The organism is Luteimonas composti (assembly GCF_042678665.1).
Taxonomy (GTDB): Bacteria; Pseudomonadota; Gammaproteobacteria; order Xanthomonadales; family Xanthomonadaceae; genus Luteimonas; species Luteimonas composti.
Genome location: NZ_JBHTKU010000003.1, coordinates 648671 through 664146, shown reverse-complemented (window position 1 = coordinate 664146; position 15476 = coordinate 648671). Strand labels below are relative to the sequence as shown.

Annotated in this window: 15 protein-coding genes; 5 read left to right on the top strand and 10 right to left on the bottom strand. The window is 72.0% G+C overall.

The features are described 5' to 3' along the window. Positions 1-83 precede the first annotated feature (83 nt). The 5 genes from ACFQ2D_RS11795 to ACFQ2D_RS11775 all read right to left on the bottom strand — a co-directional run bounded on the left by ACFQ2D_RS11795 (position 84) and on the right by ACFQ2D_RS11775 (position 5435). Positions 84-1157, bottom strand: a complete 1074-nt coding sequence (locus ACFQ2D_RS11795; RefSeq protein ID WP_280941167.1) for a serine hydrolase domain-containing protein — start codon at positions 1155-1157, stop codon at positions 84-86. A gap of 54 nt (positions 1158-1211) precedes the next feature. Next, positions 1212-2351, bottom strand: coding sequence for a glycoside hydrolase family 18 protein (locus ACFQ2D_RS11790; protein WP_386795657.1), 1140 nt, complete (start codon positions 2349-2351; stop codon positions 1212-1214). 91 nt (positions 2352-2442) lie between these two features. After that, entirely contained in the window at positions 2443-2685 is a 243-nt protein-coding gene (locus tag ACFQ2D_RS11785) for a hypothetical protein (protein ID WP_280941165.1), read from the bottom strand. Positions 2686-2790: 105 nt separating this feature from the next. Beyond that, a complete protein-coding gene (locus ACFQ2D_RS11780) occupies positions 2791-3570 on the bottom strand; it encodes a rhomboid family intramembrane serine protease (protein WP_280941164.1) in 780 nt (259 codons plus the stop codon). Between the two features lie 908 nt (positions 3571-4478). Next, entirely contained in the window at positions 4479-5435 is a 957-nt protein-coding gene (locus ACFQ2D_RS11775; protein ID WP_280941163.1) for a TerC family protein, read from the bottom strand. 243 nt (positions 5436-5678) lie between these two features. Here ACFQ2D_RS11775 and ACFQ2D_RS11770 point away from each other — a divergent pair, with 243 nt between their 5' ends. Further along, the gene (locus tag ACFQ2D_RS11770; protein ID WP_280941162.1) at positions 5679-6848 is read left to right on the top strand and encodes a class I SAM-dependent rRNA methyltransferase; all 1170 of its coding nucleotides are present in this window, start codon (positions 5679-5681) and stop codon (positions 6846-6848) included. Continuing rightward, positions 6845-8968, top strand: a complete 2124-nt coding sequence (locus ACFQ2D_RS11765; RefSeq protein ID WP_386795656.1) for a gluconolaconase — start codon at positions 6845-6847, stop codon at positions 8966-8968. Before ACFQ2D_RS11770 ends, ACFQ2D_RS11765 begins: the two co-directional genes overlap by 4 nt. A 5-nt stretch (positions 8969-8973) precedes the next feature. Here the strand turns inward: ACFQ2D_RS11765 and ACFQ2D_RS11760 are convergent, their stop codons facing one another. Further along, positions 8974-9564 (bottom strand): sigma-70 family RNA polymerase sigma factor, encoded by a 591-nt coding sequence (locus tag ACFQ2D_RS11760; RefSeq protein ID WP_280941161.1) that lies wholly within the window; start codon positions 9562-9564, stop codon positions 8974-8976. Positions 9565-9751: 187 nt separating this feature from the next. On the opposite strand from ACFQ2D_RS11760, the gene ACFQ2D_RS11755 reads away from it, so the two are divergent. Both ACFQ2D_RS11755 and ACFQ2D_RS11750 read left to right on the top strand, forming a co-directional pair. Next, positions 9752-10534 carry a hypothetical protein gene (locus ACFQ2D_RS11755; RefSeq protein WP_280941160.1) on the top strand — a complete coding sequence of 261 codons (783 nt, stop codon included), beginning with the start codon at positions 9752-9754 and terminating at the stop codon, positions 10532-10534. A 147-nt stretch (positions 10535-10681) separates the two neighbouring features. After that, positions 10682-11746 carry a DUF5694 domain-containing protein gene (locus tag ACFQ2D_RS11750; RefSeq protein ID WP_280941159.1) on the top strand — a complete coding sequence of 355 codons (1065 nt, stop codon included), beginning with the start codon at positions 10682-10684 and terminating at the stop codon, positions 11744-11746. Between the two features lie 10 nt (positions 11747-11756). Here the strand turns inward: ACFQ2D_RS11750 and ACFQ2D_RS11745 are convergent, their stop codons facing one another. Then, the gene (locus ACFQ2D_RS11745) at positions 11757-12104 is read right to left on the bottom strand and encodes a DUF488 domain-containing protein (RefSeq protein WP_280941158.1); all 348 of its coding nucleotides are present in this window, start codon (positions 12102-12104) and stop codon (positions 11757-11759) included. Positions 12105-12188: 84 nt separating this feature from the next. On the opposite strand from ACFQ2D_RS11745, the gene ACFQ2D_RS11740 reads away from it, so the two are divergent. After that, positions 12189-12929 (top strand): SDR family NAD(P)-dependent oxidoreductase, encoded by a 741-nt coding sequence (locus ACFQ2D_RS11740; protein ID WP_280941157.1) that lies wholly within the window; start codon positions 12189-12191, stop codon positions 12927-12929. Between the two features lie 50 nt (positions 12930-12979). Here ACFQ2D_RS11740 and putP read toward each other — a convergent pair whose 3' ends face one another. The 3 genes from putP to ACFQ2D_RS11725 form a co-directional block, all read right to left on the bottom strand. Beyond that, positions 12980-14467: a sodium/proline symporter PutP gene (gene putP / locus ACFQ2D_RS11735; RefSeq protein ID WP_280941156.1), complete on the bottom strand. Its 1488-nt coding sequence runs from the start codon at positions 14465-14467 to the stop codon at positions 12980-12982. A 160-nt stretch (positions 14468-14627) separates the two neighbouring features. Then, on the bottom strand, positions 14628-15038 hold the full coding sequence (locus tag ACFQ2D_RS11730; RefSeq protein ID WP_280941155.1) for a DUF1801 domain-containing protein: 411 nt from the start codon (positions 15036-15038) through the stop codon (positions 14628-14630). A 43-nt stretch (positions 15039-15081) separates the two neighbouring features. Further along, positions 15082-15471 (bottom strand): YciI family protein, encoded by a 390-nt coding sequence (locus ACFQ2D_RS11725; RefSeq protein ID WP_280941154.1) that lies wholly within the window; start codon positions 15469-15471, stop codon positions 15082-15084. Positions 15472-15476 lie beyond the last annotated feature (5 nt).

Genomic DNA, 15476 nt, shown 5'->3' with positions numbered 1-15476 from the left:
TAATCCCCAAATAGCCACCTACTGACTAAGAAGACTCGGTTTGTTCTGCGGACCGCGGCGAGTCTGCCCTGGAGCGGGTGGCCTTACTTCTCGGAACCCGGCTCAATCGCTTCGGCAAGTCGTCGCGCCAATCCGTACGGCTCCGGATCATTCCGGTTGCTGAGCACCACCACCGTCAGCCGCTGCTCCGGCCAGCGCAGCAGCACGTTCCGGAACCCGATGCTCTCACCCGAATGCCACTGCAGCGGGCCATGCGCGCTGGCGTGCAGGCGCCAGCCATAGCCGTAGCCGTCCACGTCGGCTTCGTCGGTGGTGGTGTGGGCGATGAAGGCGAGCGCGCGCAGATCGGCGCGCAGCAGGCGGTCGTCGTCGAGGGCGGCGTTCCATTTCGCCAGGTCGTCGATCGAGGCGTAGATGCCGCCGTCGCCGAGGGTGGCGCTGGTGGGGCTTTGGTCGGTGCGGGTCCAGTTGCCGTCGCTGTGGCTGTAGCCCCAGGCGCGATGCGGCACCGGCGGGCCGCCATCGACGCGGGCCACGGCGCCCATGCCCAGCGGCTGGAAAATGCGTTCGTGCAGGAAGGTGGGAAAGTCGCGGCCTGAGGCGCGGGCCACCACCAGGCCCAACAGCACGTAGCCGCTATTGCTGTAGCGATAGCGGCTGCCGGGCGCGAAGTCGAGCCGGTCCACGCCTTCGAGCAGGCCCAGCACATCGGCGTCCTGCACCTGGCCGTCGACGTCGGGCGGCAGCAGGTCTTCGTAATCGACCAGGCCGGAGGTGTGGCTGAGCAGGTGGTGCAGGGTGATGCCGTCGGTGGCCTGCGGCAGGCCGGGCAGCCAGCGGCGCAGCGGGTCGTCCAGCGACAGGCTGCCGTCCTGCACCAGCAGCAGGATCGCCGCAGCGGTGAACTGCTTGCTCACCGAGGCCAGGCGGAAGCGCGTGTCCGGCGTGACCGGCGTGCCCTGCTCGAGGTCGGCCAGGCCGTAGCCCTTGCGCACGACGGGCTCGCCATCGCGAAGCACCAGCACGGCGGCACCGGGGACTCGGCCGGTGTAGTCGGCCATCATCGAATCGACCCGTTCGGCCGTGGACTGCATCGCGCCTCCTGTGCTGGCGCAGGCCGCAAGCAGGCAGGAGAGCAGGGCGGCGGCGGTGCGCATGGCCGGAGTGTAGCGTCCGCCGCGGCTGGCGCGCCTCGCGGCGCGCAAGGTGGATTAGTGCGTCGCTCCGTGCAGGCCTTCGTGGATCGCGTCGAGCAGGCTGCCGTCCGCGTCGTCGCCGCCCAGCTCCCAGAACATCAGCCCGCCCAGTCCGCGCTCGCGGGCGAAGGCGGCCTTGGCGCGGATCGACTCGGGATCCTCGTAGCTGATGAACTCTCGCGTGGCCGGGTTCCAGAGCCATGGCGCCTGCGCCTGCGGATCGCGATGGCGTTCGAACGCGTCATCGGTGAGTGGGCCATCGCGCAGCTCGCGCCAGGTCAAAAAGCCGATCTCGCTTTCGAAGGGCTGGTGCAGGCCGGCGTTGTCCGCGGTGGTGGCGCGGAACTTCTTGCCGTAGAAGGCCGCGCCCGGCACCAGCTTGGCCGGGGGCACGCCAGCGGCGAGGAACTCGTCGATGGCGCGCGCGGTATCGCGATCCTGCGCGCTGGTCGCGCCGGCGGAGCGGAACAGCCCGGCGTGGTGGCCGGTCGGCTTGCGCGGCGAGCCGAAGAAGTCGTAGGTCATCAGGTGGATCGCATCGACCAGGGGCACGATGCGCGGCAAGTCCAGTCCTTGCGCGGCATCGCCGTCGGCGGCGGCGATGGTGAGCCGGTAGTGCCGGTCGGTCTCGGTGGCCAGCGTGTCGAGCTCTTCTCGCAGCGCCTGCAGCAGCAGCGGGAAGTTCCCGCGGTCCGCGGGCGAATGGCTGATGCCCGCCTCGCCGACGGCGGGATATTCCCAGTCGATGTCGAGGCCATCGAGATCGTGCCGGCGCACCAGCTCCACCGCGGTCTGGGCGAAGGTGCGGCGCGCGTGCGCGCTGGCGGCGGCCTCGGAGAAGTTGCCCGCGCCCCAGCCACCGATCGCCAGCAGCACCTGCGGTCGGCCGGCGTCGTCACGCTGGCGCGCAAGCTGCGACAGGCGCTCGCCCATGCCCGCGCGCGGGAGATGCACGCGGTGCGCGTCGTCGACCACGGCGAAGGAATAGATCACGGTGTCGAGCCTGTCGACATCGACCTGCGGCAGCGGCGCGCCGCGGTCGAGTACGTAGGCGATCACGCGGGGTGCGCGGGGCGGTTGCGCGGCCATCGCCGCGGTCGATGCCATCGCCAATGCCGCGAGACACAGGGCCAACCGCCACCAGCGTCGTTGCATGCCGTCGCCTCCAGTCCGGGAGGCGACACCGTACGGCAACTACGGGGTCGGGCGCACCTGTAAGGCGCCCGGCATGCCGCAGTCGCGACCCTCATCGCGCATCGCACGGCTCATCGTCTTCGCCGGGGACCAGACCGGCCTCGTGCAGCATGCAGTTGATGCGCGCGTCCACGTGCGGGCAGTCTTCGGGCGCGGCATGCTCCAGAATCTCGTCGGCAATCCCGTTGAAGGTGCTCATCAGGCGCTCGGGTTCGGTGTCGGCGATGAGTTCGGGCAGATGCGCCGCAAGCTGGTCGAGCTGGTGATCCAGGGTGGCCCTGTCCAGGTGGCGCATCCGGTTGCCTCGCGGGGTTTGTCGCACGATGGTGCTCAGGCCCGAAGATCGCCTGTCTGGCGTCGACGGCACGCGAACGCGGGCACCTGCGGGAGAGCGCCGCGCCTACTCGTCCCGCCGCCGGAACGGCAGCACCACGCCGCGTTCCTCTTCGCTGGCATCGCGCCGCCACAGCACCGGCACGTCGCGCGGCGAGCCGGGCTCGAAGGTATCGCGCTCGGCCTGCGCGGCGCGTTCGGCTTCCTCCTCCTCGATCTCCCAGCTGTAGCGGCGGCGCGGCGGCAGCGGATCGGCGCGGCGCAGCAGCCACGCCGCCAGCGCGCCGCCGAGCGCGCCGCCCAGGTGCGATTGCCAGGACACGCCCGGCTCCTGCGGCAGCACGGTCAGCAGCATGCCGCCGTAGAACAGGAAGGCGATCATGCCGGCGGCGATGGAGGGCCGGTCGCGGCGCAGCAGGCCCAGCACGAACACCAGGAACATCAGGCCGTGGGTGAGGCCGCTGGCGCCGAGGTGGAACGAGCCCGGATCGCCCAGCGCCCAGGCGCCCAGGCCCGAGCCCAGCCACATCAGCGGCAGGCCGCGTACGGTGGCGCGCGGGTAGACGGCCAGCGCCAGGGTGCCGAGGATCAGCAGGGCCGAGGCGTTGGCGATGAGGTGTTCGGGCGAGCCGTGCAGCAGCGGCGCGGTGAGGATGCCGGGCAGGCCCTGCAGCGTGCCCGCGCCCACCGCGAAGGCGTGGTAATCGCCCATGCCCTGCAGGCCGAACACGATGAGCAGCAGCAGGACGAATGCGATCGCACCCTTGAGTGCGTTGCCCAGTCGCCGCCGGTCGATGGCGCGCTGGGCTTCGGGATCGATCGGGTCGTCGGGGGTAGGCAGGTACATCCGGCAAGGGTGGCGGCGGAATGGGTGGATGCAAGGGTGGAGCGGCGGCAGCGGCGGGCGGCGTCCTGCTCCTTGCCGCTTGCGGCGGAAGGTTGGGATGGGGGCGCGCGCGAGTGCGCGGCAGGGACGGTCGCGACCTGTCGCCCCCACCCCAGCCCTCCCCCGCAGGCGGGGGAGGGGGCAGGAACAGGCGGAGCCGGGTACGTGATCCTCAACCCACGTCGCCGCCCTGCTCCTTCCCCCGCTTGCGGGGGAAGGTTGGGATCGGGTGCGCGCGAACGCGCGGCAGGGACGGTCGCGACCTGTCGCCCCCACCCCAGCCCTCCGCAGGCGGGGGAGGGGGCAGGAACTGGCGGATCCGGGTACGTGATCCTCAACCCACGTCGCCGCTCTGCTCCTTCCCCCGCTTGCGGGGGAAGGTTGGGATGGGGGCGCGCGCGAACGCGCGGCAGGGACGGTCGCGACCTGTCGCCCCCACCCCAGCCCTCCGCAGGCGGGGGAGGGAGCAGGAACTGCGCATCCGGGTACATGATCCTCAACCCATGTCGCCGCTCTGCTCCTTCCCCGCTTGCGGGGGAAGGTTGGGATGGGGGCGCGCGCGAGCGCGGCAGGGCGGTCGCGACCTGTCGCCCCACCCCCCCCCCCGCAGGCGGGGGAGGGGGCAGGGACTGGCGGATCCCGGGTACGTGATCCTCAACTCACGTCGCCGCTCTGGCTCCTTCCCCGGCTTGCGGGGGAAGGTCGGGATGGGGCGCGCGCAAACGCGCGGCAGGAACGGTCGCGACCTGTTGCCCCCACCCCGGCCCTCCCCCGCAGGCGGGGGAGGGGGCAACGCGCGGCGGTGCGAGCGGTCTGCTCCCTCCTCGGCTGGCCGAAGAGGGGGTGCGCCAATGCGGCGTCAGCGAACGTCAGCCGGCGGCGGGCTTCGGCGGCCGCGCCAGGCTCAGGGCCACGGTGATCGCCAGGATCGCTCCCACCGTGCCCAGCGACCACAGCACCGGGATCTTGTACACGTCGATCAGCAGCATCTTCGCGCCGATGAAGACCAGCACCACCGCCAGTCCGTAGGGCAGCAGGTGGAAGCGCTCGGCCATGCCGGCCAGCAGGAAGAACATCGCGCGCAGGCCCAGCACCGCGAACACGTTCGAGGTCAGCACGATGAAGGGGTCGGTGGTGATGGCGAAGATCGCCGGGATCGAGTCCACCGCGAAGATCACGTCGGTGATACCGATCATCACCAGCACGATGAACAGCGGGGTGAACTTGCGGCGGCTGCCGCGGCCCAGCCACAGCGCGCCGCCGTGGTAGCGGCGCACGAACGGCACGTGCGCGGTCAGCCAGCGCAGCACCGGGTTCTTCTCCAGATCGGGTTCCTTGCCGGCGGCGAACCACATCTTCACGCCGGTCAGCAGCAGGAAGGCGCCGAACACGTACAGCATCCAGTGGAAGTTCGCGATCAGCGCCGCGCCGGCGAAGATCAGGATCGCGCGCAGCACGATCGCCAGCAGGATGCCGATCACCAGCACGCGCTGGCGCTGTTCCTCGGGCACCGCGAAGTAGCCCATCAACATCAGGAACACGAAGATGTTGTCGACCGCCAGCGCCTTCTCCACCAGGTACCCGGTGAGGAACTCCAGGCCCACGCGCCGCGCCTCGTCCGGCCCGGCCGCCTCGCCGACGTACCACCACAGGGCCGCGTTGAAGGCCAGCGCCAGGGCCACCCAGCCCAGGCTCCACCACGCCGCCTCCTTGAACGTCACCTTGTGCGCGCCGCCGTGGCGCATCAGCACCAGGTCCACCATCAGCGCGACCAGGACCAGGCCGGAGAAGCCGGCCCACAGCCATACGTTGCCTATCGTTTCCATCGGGTCATCCGGGCAGGGGGAAAGAACGGCCGCGGACGCAGGCGGCTCGGAACCCTTGCTCGGAGATCCGGGGACGCACCTTCGCCATCGCGGCGAAGGTCTTGCTCACAGCCCTCTGGGCTGCCGCGGGACCGGAGCATCGCTGCTCGAAATGACGGCCGTCGCGCTGGGAGCTACTCCCCTTCGGCGCGCATTGTGGCGGCGTGCCGGCGGCGCGGTCAACGGGGCGGATAAACTGTGCGGATGAACGAAGCCCTCCCCACCGTCCGCCTCAGGAACGCCTGGCGCTCCAACCACCCCTGGATCTTCCAGAAACTGGTCGAGAAGCCCGCCCAGCGGCCCAGGCCCGGCACCATCGTCGATATCGTCGGCATGGATGGCGTGTGGATCGGGCGCGGCTTCTACAACGGCCATTCGCGCATCGCCCTGCGCATCCTCGAAACCGATCCGGACGTGGCGGTGGACGCCGCCTGGTTCTCGCGCAAGATCGCCGAGGCCGTGCGCCTGCGGCGCGAGGTGCTGCGCCTGGACGAGACCAGCAACGCCTGGCGGGTGGTGCACAGCGAAGGCGACGGCCTGAGCGGCCTGGTGGTCGACCGCTACGACGACCTGCTGGTGGTCGAGTACTTCAGCGCCGGCATGTTCCGCCACCGCGAGTGGATCCATGCCGCGCTGCGCGAGCAGTTCCCGGGCTGCCGCTTCCACGGCTTCGCCGACGAGCACGTGCAGAAGCAGGAGTCGTTCGACTTCCGCGAAACCAGCGGCACCGAAGCCGCGATCATCACCGAGAACGGCATCCGCTTCCGCGCCGATCCGGCCGGCGCGCACAAGACCGGCTTCTTCGCCGACCAGCGCGACAACCGCGAATGGCTGTCGCACCGCTGCACCGGCAAGCGCGTACTCGACCTGTGCTGCAACACCGGCGGCTTCGGCGTGTACGCCGCGGTGCGCGGCGCGGCCGAGGTGGTGGGCATCGATATCGACGACGCAGTGCTGGAGATCGCGCGCGGCAACGCGAAGCTCAACAACGTGCGCCCGCGTTTCGTGCAGGCCGACATCTTCCCGTGGCTGCGCGACGCGGCCAATAACGGCGAGCAGTACGACGTGGTCATCCTCGATCCTGCGAAGATGACGCGCGACCGCGACCAGGTGATCCCGGCGCTGAAGAAATACCTCGACATGAACAAGCTGGCGCTGGGCGTGGTCAAGCCCGGCGGGCTGCTGGCCACGTTCTCGTGCACAGGCCTGGTGAGCGAGGAGCAGTTCCTCGACATGCTGCGCCGCGCCGCGTTCTACGCCGGGCGCACGGTGCAGGTGCTGAAGATCTCCGGCGCCGGCGCCGACCATCCGTTCATGGCCCACGTACAGGAATCGCGCTATCTCAAGGCGGTGTTCTGCCGCGTGCTGGATTGAACCGGCGCACCGGCCGCGTGCGGCCGGGCGCGCGGCGCGCGCTGCTGGCAGTGGCGACGCTGACCGTCGCGGCGCTGGCGCTGACCTTCCTCTGGCGGCCGCTTTACCACTGGTGGCGCGGGCCGCCGCCGACCCTGCCGGCCACCTCGTTCGACTGGCAGCCGCGCATCTCGCCGCTGGCCGGCGACGGCCACCGCGGCCTGCGCGACGGGCACCTGCTGCAGGCGCGCTTCGACGAACCCTGGGGCCTGGTGCGCGGACCGGACGGCAGCCTGTTCGTGGCCGACGGCGGCGAGGCCAACCGCATCCGCCGCATCGCGCCCGACGGCAGCGTGAGCACGTTCGCAGGCTCGGATGAAGGCTTCGCCGACGGCATCGGCGCGGCGGCGAAGTTCCACACGCCCTCGTCGCTGGCCATCGACCGCCTGGGCAACCTCTACGTGGCCGATACCGGCAACCACGCGATCCGCAGGATCTCGCGCGATGGCCGGGTGACCACGCTGGCGGGCACCGGAATCCCCGGCTTTCGCGACGGCGAAGGCGCGCTGGCGCAGTTTCGCGCGCCGATGGGCGTGGCGGTGGATGCCGGCGGGCGCGTGTACGTGGCCGACACCTGGAACGACCGCATCCGCGTGATCGAAGCCGATGGCCGCGTGCGCACGCTCGCCGGCGGCGATGTCCCCGGCCTTGCCGGCGGACGCGGCGAGGCCGCGCGCTTCGACACGCCTACCGCGATCGCCGCGACAGGCGACGGCAGGCTGTGGATTGCCGATACCGGCAACCGCGCGCTGCGCTGGATCGATGCGGCGGGCGCGGTCCACACCTGGCGCGCGGCGGCCTGGGACGCGCCCGAGCCGTCGCGCCCGCTGGCGCTCGCCGCCAGCCACGACGGTGTGCTGTACGTGTCCGAGCTGTCGCCCGGGCGCGTGCTGCAGGTCTCGGCCGATGGCCGCTCGCGCGTGCTGGCCGGCGGTGGCGTGCCCTGGTTCGCGCGTCCCGCCGGGCTGTGGCTCGAGATCGACGGCAGCCTGCTGCTGGCCGATGCGGCGGGCCATCGCCTGCATCGCATCGCACCGCGCGCGGCCGGCGCGCCCGGCAACGGCCCGATTGGCCCTTCGCCCGCGCGCGTGCTGCCCGACACCGCGCAGCGCTGGCCGTTCGCGCCGCAGGACGGCTGGCACGAGGTGGTCGGCACCCTGGGCGAGGTGCGCGGCAACTTCAGCGGCGAAAGCCGCAGCCACCTGCACAACGGCCTGGACGTGCGTGCCGACGTCGGCACGCCGGTGCTGTCGCTCGCCGGCGGCAAGGTGACCAGTCCGCTGGCCGCCTTCAGCTTCGGCGGCCAGGCCGAGGGCATCAGCGTCGACGAGCTCACCTACCTGCACCTGCGCGCCGGGCGCACGGCGCAGGGGCGCAACCTCGACCCCGCGCGGTTCCTGATCGACCGCGACGAGGGCGGCCGCGCCGCGTCGGTGCGGATCATGCGCGGCACGCGCTTCGCCCCGGGCGACGCGCTGGGCACGGTCAACGCGCAGGCGCATACCCACCTGATCGTCGGGCCCTATGGCCACCAGCACAATGCGATCCGGCTCGGCCTGCGCAACTTCAGCGACGGGGTGCCGCCGCGCATCGACCACGTCAGCCTGCTCGACAGCGCCGGCCGGCCGCTGTCGGCACGCGAAGAGGGGCGGGTGCTCGTGCCGCGCGCTGGCGGCGGCGTGCAGGTGGTGGTCGAGGCCTGGGACCAGGTCGACGGCAACCTGCCGCGGCGCCGGCTGGGCCTGCACCGGGTCGGCTACCAGGTGCTGGGCGCCGACGGCCGCCCGGTCCCCGGCTTCGAGCAGCCGGCGATGCAGCTGGACTTCTCGCGCATGCCGGCCGATCCGGGCGCGGTGAAGCTGGCCTACGCCGCCGACAGCGGCATCACCGTGCACGGCGCCGCGCGCACGCGCTTCCTGTACGTGGCCAGCAACCGCGTGCGCGGCGACGAGGCGGCGGTCGATGCCTGGCAGCCGGGCGCACTGCCGCCGGGCGATTACATCGTGCGCGCGCACGGCGAGGACGCGGCCGGCAACCGCGCGACCGGCTCGACCGACCTGCCGGTGCGGATCCTGCCCTGAGCGGCTCAGGCCGCCGCCGCGCCCAGGCCACGCTGCAGCCGGCTGAACGCGCGCCGCAGCGAGGACTTCACCGAGCCCAGCGGCATGCCCAGTTCGCTGGCGATCTCGCTGTGGCTGCGCGCCTCGAGGAAGGACATGCGCACCAGCCGCGCCTGCACGGGGGGCAGGGCGGCGATGGCGCGGCCCAGGCCGAGCTGGTCGACATAGGCCTCGGGCGCGCTGGCGCCGTCGCCGCCCTCGTGCAGCGCGGAGGCGAGGTGTTCGGGCAGCTCCTCGCCGCAGACCACGGCGCTGCCGCGGCGCAGGCTGTCGATGTGGACGTTGCGGGCGATGCGGTACAGCCAGGTGGCCGCGCCCGCGCGGCCCGGGTCGAACATGCGCGCCGCGCGCCAGGCCCGCAGCATGGATTCCTGCACCAGGTCCTCGACCCGCGCGGCGGGCGCGCCCAGGCCCAGCAGGTAGCGGTGCAGGCGCGGCGCGAAGTGCTGGTGCAGGCAGCGGAAGGCGAGGGCATCGCCGCCGGCGATGCGGCGCATCACCGCCGCCCAGTCGGGCAGGGCGGCCTGCGGCGAAGCGGTGGGCGGGTCGGCGTCCATGTGCGTGGCTCCCGGATCGGTCGGGGCAGACGCTAGACAGCGCGCTGTTACATGTTAGTCAATCGTTAAGTTGTACGAATCATGGACAAGATTTTCCAGGGTCCGGTGCATCCGGCCGGGCCGCAGGCGCGTATGAGGCGGGGTCGTCAGCACTGACGTCGCCCTGTCCCCAATCCGGAGTTGTCCCATGCGTACCTGGCTGATCCTCCCCGCCTCCGCCCTGCTCGCCACCTCGGTCCACGCCGCCGGCCCCGAGCCGGGGCGCCTGTCCATGTCGGTGATCGGCGGCGTCGACGTGCCGCTCAGCGGCGACGTGCACGATGGCGCCGTGGCGCCGGTGCCCGACCTCGGCCCGCTCAACCCGGCCCTGGCCGGCGTGTCGGCCGAACTGCGCATCGGCGCGCGCAGCCACGACCGCATCTACGACCTCGCCGACACCTACGGCCTGGAGTTCGCATACGCCTTCGACGAGAACCGCGAGCTGTTCGGCCAGGTGCGCCAGACGCGCGCCGGCCGGGGCAGCTTGCAGGTCGGCGGGGCCTACGTCCCGGCGCTCGATGCGGAGCTGCCGGTGTACGGCAGCTTCAGCGCCTACGAGGCGCTGTCGGCCGAGCTCGGCTACCGCTGGTACTTCGGCACCGCCGGCACCGCGCGTCCGTTCGTGGCGGCGCGCGTGGGCGCGACCCGCACCGATGCGATCAGCGCCACCTTCGAGATTCCCGATGGCGGCATCACCATCGCCAACGCGCCGTTCTTCGACTCGGGCTGGTCGCCCACCGCCGGCCTGGACGTGGGCGTGATCATCCCCGCCGGCGAAACCTTCAGCGTCACCCTGACCGGCGGCCTGCGCTACACCGGTGACCTGAAGGACGACGACAGCGCCATCGGCGGGCTGGGCCTGGGCAGCATCAACGACACCGGCAGCCGCTTCTCGGTACCGGTCACGCTGGCCGCGCGCTGGGACTTCTGAGGCGACGGCGGGGTCTGCGCAAGGTCGCGGACCCTCATCGCGCAGGCGCGCAAGGCGCCTGCGCCGATGGTCAGGGTGACCAACCGGCCATGCCGGCACCGATGCGATCGCGTGTGATGGCGCCTCCGCAGCGACCGGAGACATGCGATGCGAGCTTCCCTGCTGGCCGCGATGCTGCTGGCCGCCGCCCCGCTGTACGCCCAGCAGACGGCCGTCACCACGCCGCCAGCCGGCGTTGCGGGACCGCCCACGCGCGTGCTGGTGCTGGGCAGCGTGCACCTGGCGCAGGAAGAGGGCGGGCCGGTGACGGCCGATGCGATCGAACCGCTGCTGCAGCGACTGGCCCGCTTCGATCCGCAGGTGATCACCGTGGAATCGATGCCCGGCGAAACCTGCGACATGATGCGCCGGCATCCCGCGGCCTACGACGTCGAGGGCAATCTCACTTACTGTCCGGACACGGCACCGGCGCAGGCCACCACCGGCCTCGACGTGCCCGCCGCGCTGGCGTCGGTGGAGGCGCAGCTCGCGGCCTGGCCGCAGACGCCCGCTCCCGCGCAGCGCCGGCGCCTGGCGGCGACGTTCCTGGCCGCGGGCGATCCCACCTCGGCCCTGGTGCAGTGGCTGCACCTGCCCGAAGCCGAACGCCGCACCGGCGACGGCCTCGACGATGCGCTGGTCCAGACCTTGCGCAAACGCGCGGCGTCCAGCAGCGAGAACACCGTGATCGCCGCCGCGCTGGCCGTGCGCCTGGGCCTGCAGCGCGTGTACCCGGTGGACGACCACACCGGCGACAACCTGCGTATCGACGACGTGGACGGCTTCGCCACTGCGATCCGCGGCGCCTGGAACAGCGCGCCCCCCGAATGCGCGGCGCTGCGCGCGCGCGACCGCGAACTGCGCCAGGCGCCCGACCTGCTGGCGCTGTACCGCCACACCAACAGCGCCGCCTACCAGCGCATGCCGATGCGCTGCGATTTCGCGCTCGCGCTGGCCGAAGACTCGCCGCAGCGCTTCGGCCGCCAGTACGTTGCCGGCTGGGACCTGCGCAACCTGCGCATGGTCGCCAACATCGGCGCCACCTTCCGCGAACGTCCCGGCGCGCGCGTGCTGTCGGTCGTCGGCGCCTCGCACAAGGCCTGGTTCGACCGCCTGCTGGGGCAGCTGCAGGGCGTGGAGGTGGTCGACGCGGCGCAGGTGCTGGCCGACTGACGGCAGGACGTCAGCGCGATCGCAGCCAGTCGCGCAGCACCCGGGCGCTGTTCATCTGCGGATCGCGCGCGGCATAGACCAGGGTGGTGCGGCCCCTGCGCAGCCAGGCCTCGAGTTCGCCCACCGCGTCCGCGTTCGCCTCCAGCTCGCCGCGGTAGCGCTCGATGAAGCCGGGGAAGCGCGCGGGCTCGTGCGCGAACCACGTGCGCAGCGCCGGGCTGGGGGCGATGTCCCTCAGCCACAGGTCCAGCGCCAGCGCCTCCTTCCTCACCCCGCGCGGCCACAGCCGCTCGACCAGGATGCGCGCGCCGTCGTCGCGCGCGGGCGGTTCGTAGGCGCGCTGGAGGCGGATGTCCATGCGCGGGCTCCGTGGCTGATCGCGATCAATGTACGCTCACGGCGCCGGGCCCATCATCGGCCCACCGGACCAAGGAGACGATGCATGGCACGGGATTTCATGGGCAAGGTGGCGATCGTCACCGGGGGCGCCTCGGGCATCGGCGCGGCGGTGTGCCGGCAGCTGGCCGCGGGCGGCGCGAAGGTGGCGGTGGCCGACTACAACCTCGACGCCGCGCAGGCGCTGGCCGGCGAGCTGGGCGAGGCGATCGCGGTGCAGGTGGACGTGGCCGACGCGGCCGCGGTGCAGCGGATGGTGGAGGCGACGGTGGAGCGTTTCGGCGCGCTGCACCTGGCGGTGAACAACGCCGGCATCGGCGGGCCCAGCCATCCCACCGCCGAGTATCCGCTGGACGACTGGCACCGCGTCATCGACGTCAACCTGCACGGCGTGATGTATTCGATGAAGTACGAGCTGGAGGCGATGCTGGCCGCCGGCGGCGGGGCGATCGTCAACATGGCCTCGATCCTGGGCAGCGTCGGCTGGAGCGGCTCGCTGCCCTACGTGGCGGCCAAGCACGCGCTGCTGGGCATGACGAAGACCACCGCCATCGAATACGCCACCCGCGGCATCCGCGTCACCGCCGTGGGCCCGGCCTTCATCGACACGCCGCTGCTGGAAGGCCTGGACCGCAGCGTCTACGACGGCCTGGTCGGGCTGCATCCAGTCGGCCGGCTGGGCACGCCGGACGAGGTGGCGGCGCTGACCTGCTTCCTGCTCTCGGACGATGCCTCGTTCGTCACCGGCAGCTACCACCTGGTGGACGGCGGCTTCACCGCCCGCTGAGCCGCCTGCCCGCACCGCCGCCGCCCGGCGGGGCGCGCGGCGTCCGTCGCTCAGTAACCCTGCTCGCGCAGCGTCGCGCGCACCTGCTCGTGGCGCGCCCGCATCTGCTGCGAGGGCGCCGGACCGAGCAGGCTGACCACCACGATCGCCACGGTGGCCGAGAGGAAGCCCGGCACCATCTCGTACAGCGCGCTGCCGGTGTGCTTCCACGCGATCACCACCACTGCTCCGGTCAGCATGCCGGCCAGCGCGCCGTTGCGGGTCATGCGCTGCCAGAACAGCGACAGCACCACCACCGGGCCGAAGGCCGAGCCGAAACCCGCCCAGGCATAGGCCACCAGGCCGAGCACGCGCGATTCGGGATCGCGCGCGATCCACATCGCCAGCAGCGCGACCGACAGCACCATCGCCCGGCCGACCCAGACCAGTTCGCCGTGCCCGGCGCGCGGGCGCAGGAAGCCGCGGTAGAAATCCTCGGTGAGCGCGCTGGAGCACACCAGCAGCTGCGCGGCCAGGGTGCTCATGATCGCGGCCAGGATCGCCGACAGCAGCACGCCGGCGATCCACGGGTTGAACAGCAGCTCCGACAGCGCGATGAACACGCGCTCCGGATTGGCGTCCACCGGGCCCGCGTGTTCGGGATGGATGGCGAACCAGGCGATGCCGAAGAAGCCGGTGGCCAGCGCGCCGGCCAGGCACAGGATCATCCAGGTCATCGCGATGCGCCGCGCGCGCGGGATGGTGGCCAGGCTGTCGGCGGCCATGAAGCGCGCCAGCAGGTGCGGCTGGCCGCAGTAGCCCAGCCCCCACGCCAGCAGCGAGACGATGGCGATGGCGCCACCCGTGCCGAACCAGTCCAGCCGCGTCGGATCCACCTGCTCGACCACGGCGAGGGCCTCGGCAGGCCCGCCGGCGCCGACGATGGCGAAGACCGGCACCAGCAGCAGGGCGAAGATCATCAGCGTGGCCTGCACGGTATCGGTCCAGCTCACGGCGAGGAAGCCGCCCACGAAGGTGTAGACGATCGTCGCCGCCGCGCCCCACAGCATGGCCTGGCCGTAGGGCAGTCCGAACATGCTCTCGAACAGGCGCGCGCCGGCCACCACGCCCGAGGCGCAGTAGATGGCGAAGAACACCAGGATCACCAGCGCCGAGAAGATGCGCAGCAGGCGGCTGCCGTCCTCGAAGCGGTGGGTGAAATAGTCGGGCAGGGTGAGCGCGTTCTTCGTGCGCTCGGTGTACACGCGCAGCGGGCCGGCGACGAAGCGCCAGTTGGCCCAGGCGCCGATGACCAGGCCGATCGCGATCCAGCTTTCCGAGGCGCCGCCCAGGTACAGCGCGCCGGGCAGGCCCATCATCAGCCAGCCGCTCATGTCCGATGCGCCCGCCGCCAGCGCGGTGACGTAGCTGCCCAGCGAACGCCCGCCCAGGATGTAGTCGTCGAAGGTGCGGGTGCGGCGCCATGCGACGAAGCCCAGGCCGACCATCAGCAGGAGGTAGGCGGCGAACGTGATGAACAGCGGCGAAGTCAGGGACATGCAGCGGGCACCGGTGGCGGGCGGGACTGGGCGCAGAGTGTGGCCGAAGACGTGCCGCCTGCGCCAATGACCATCGGCAGGCGCGCAGGCCCGGATATCGAAGGTCCGGCAGTGCGGTACACGCGCGCGGTGACCGCCGCATCGCGCGGCGGCGTCGCGCTCAGAGTGCGGCGATCCACTGGCGCAGCAGCGCCTGCAGCGCCGGCGCGCGACGCTCCACGTCGTCGACGCCGGCGAACGCGACCTGGGCGCGATCGGCGCCCAGCCAGTGCAGCAGCCCCGCAGGATCGTCGATGGCGAGGCCGTTTCCGGGCAGGGCGCGCACCTTCGCGCCGCGATGCAGGATCAGCGCGACACCGTTCTTCGCACGCAAGTGCACGGTGGCGAAGTATTCGTGGGTGCGGAAACTCGGCGCGTTCCACTTCACGCCTTCGGCGATGGCCGCATCGGCGGCGAGGATGGCCCGGCGCAGCGCTTCGACGGCCGGTTTGTGCGGATGCTCCAGCGCGGACATCAGCGCGTCGACTGCTTCGCTGGTATCGGGCGGCGTGCGTTTGCGCTGCGGACTCATGGGCGGCGCATCCGTCGGGTGGAAGCAAGCCGAAGCACGCGGTTCAGTCCGGCGTCTCGTTGGTGCGCGCCCACGCGCTGGCGCGTTCGTGTTCCAGCGGACGCAGCTCGTAGAACAGGCCCAGGGGCAGGGTGGGGCTGTCCGACAGCAGGGCCGCGGCCTCGGCGAGCGACGGCGCCCGCACGAACCAGTAGCCGCCGACCAGCTCCTTGGTCTCGCCGAACGGGCCGTCGAGCGCGACGCCGCGGGCGTAGATGGTGGCGCCTTCGCGCGCCAGCCGGTGCCCGGTCACCATGTGGCCCGCCGCGATCCGCGCGTCGAGCCAGTCGTAGAAGCCGTCGATCGCGGCCTGGATCTCCTCGGGCGCGGCGTCGCGGCGCCATTGTCCCCGCGAAAGCACCAGGAACTCCCGTGTTGCGCCGTCGTCGCCCATGCACG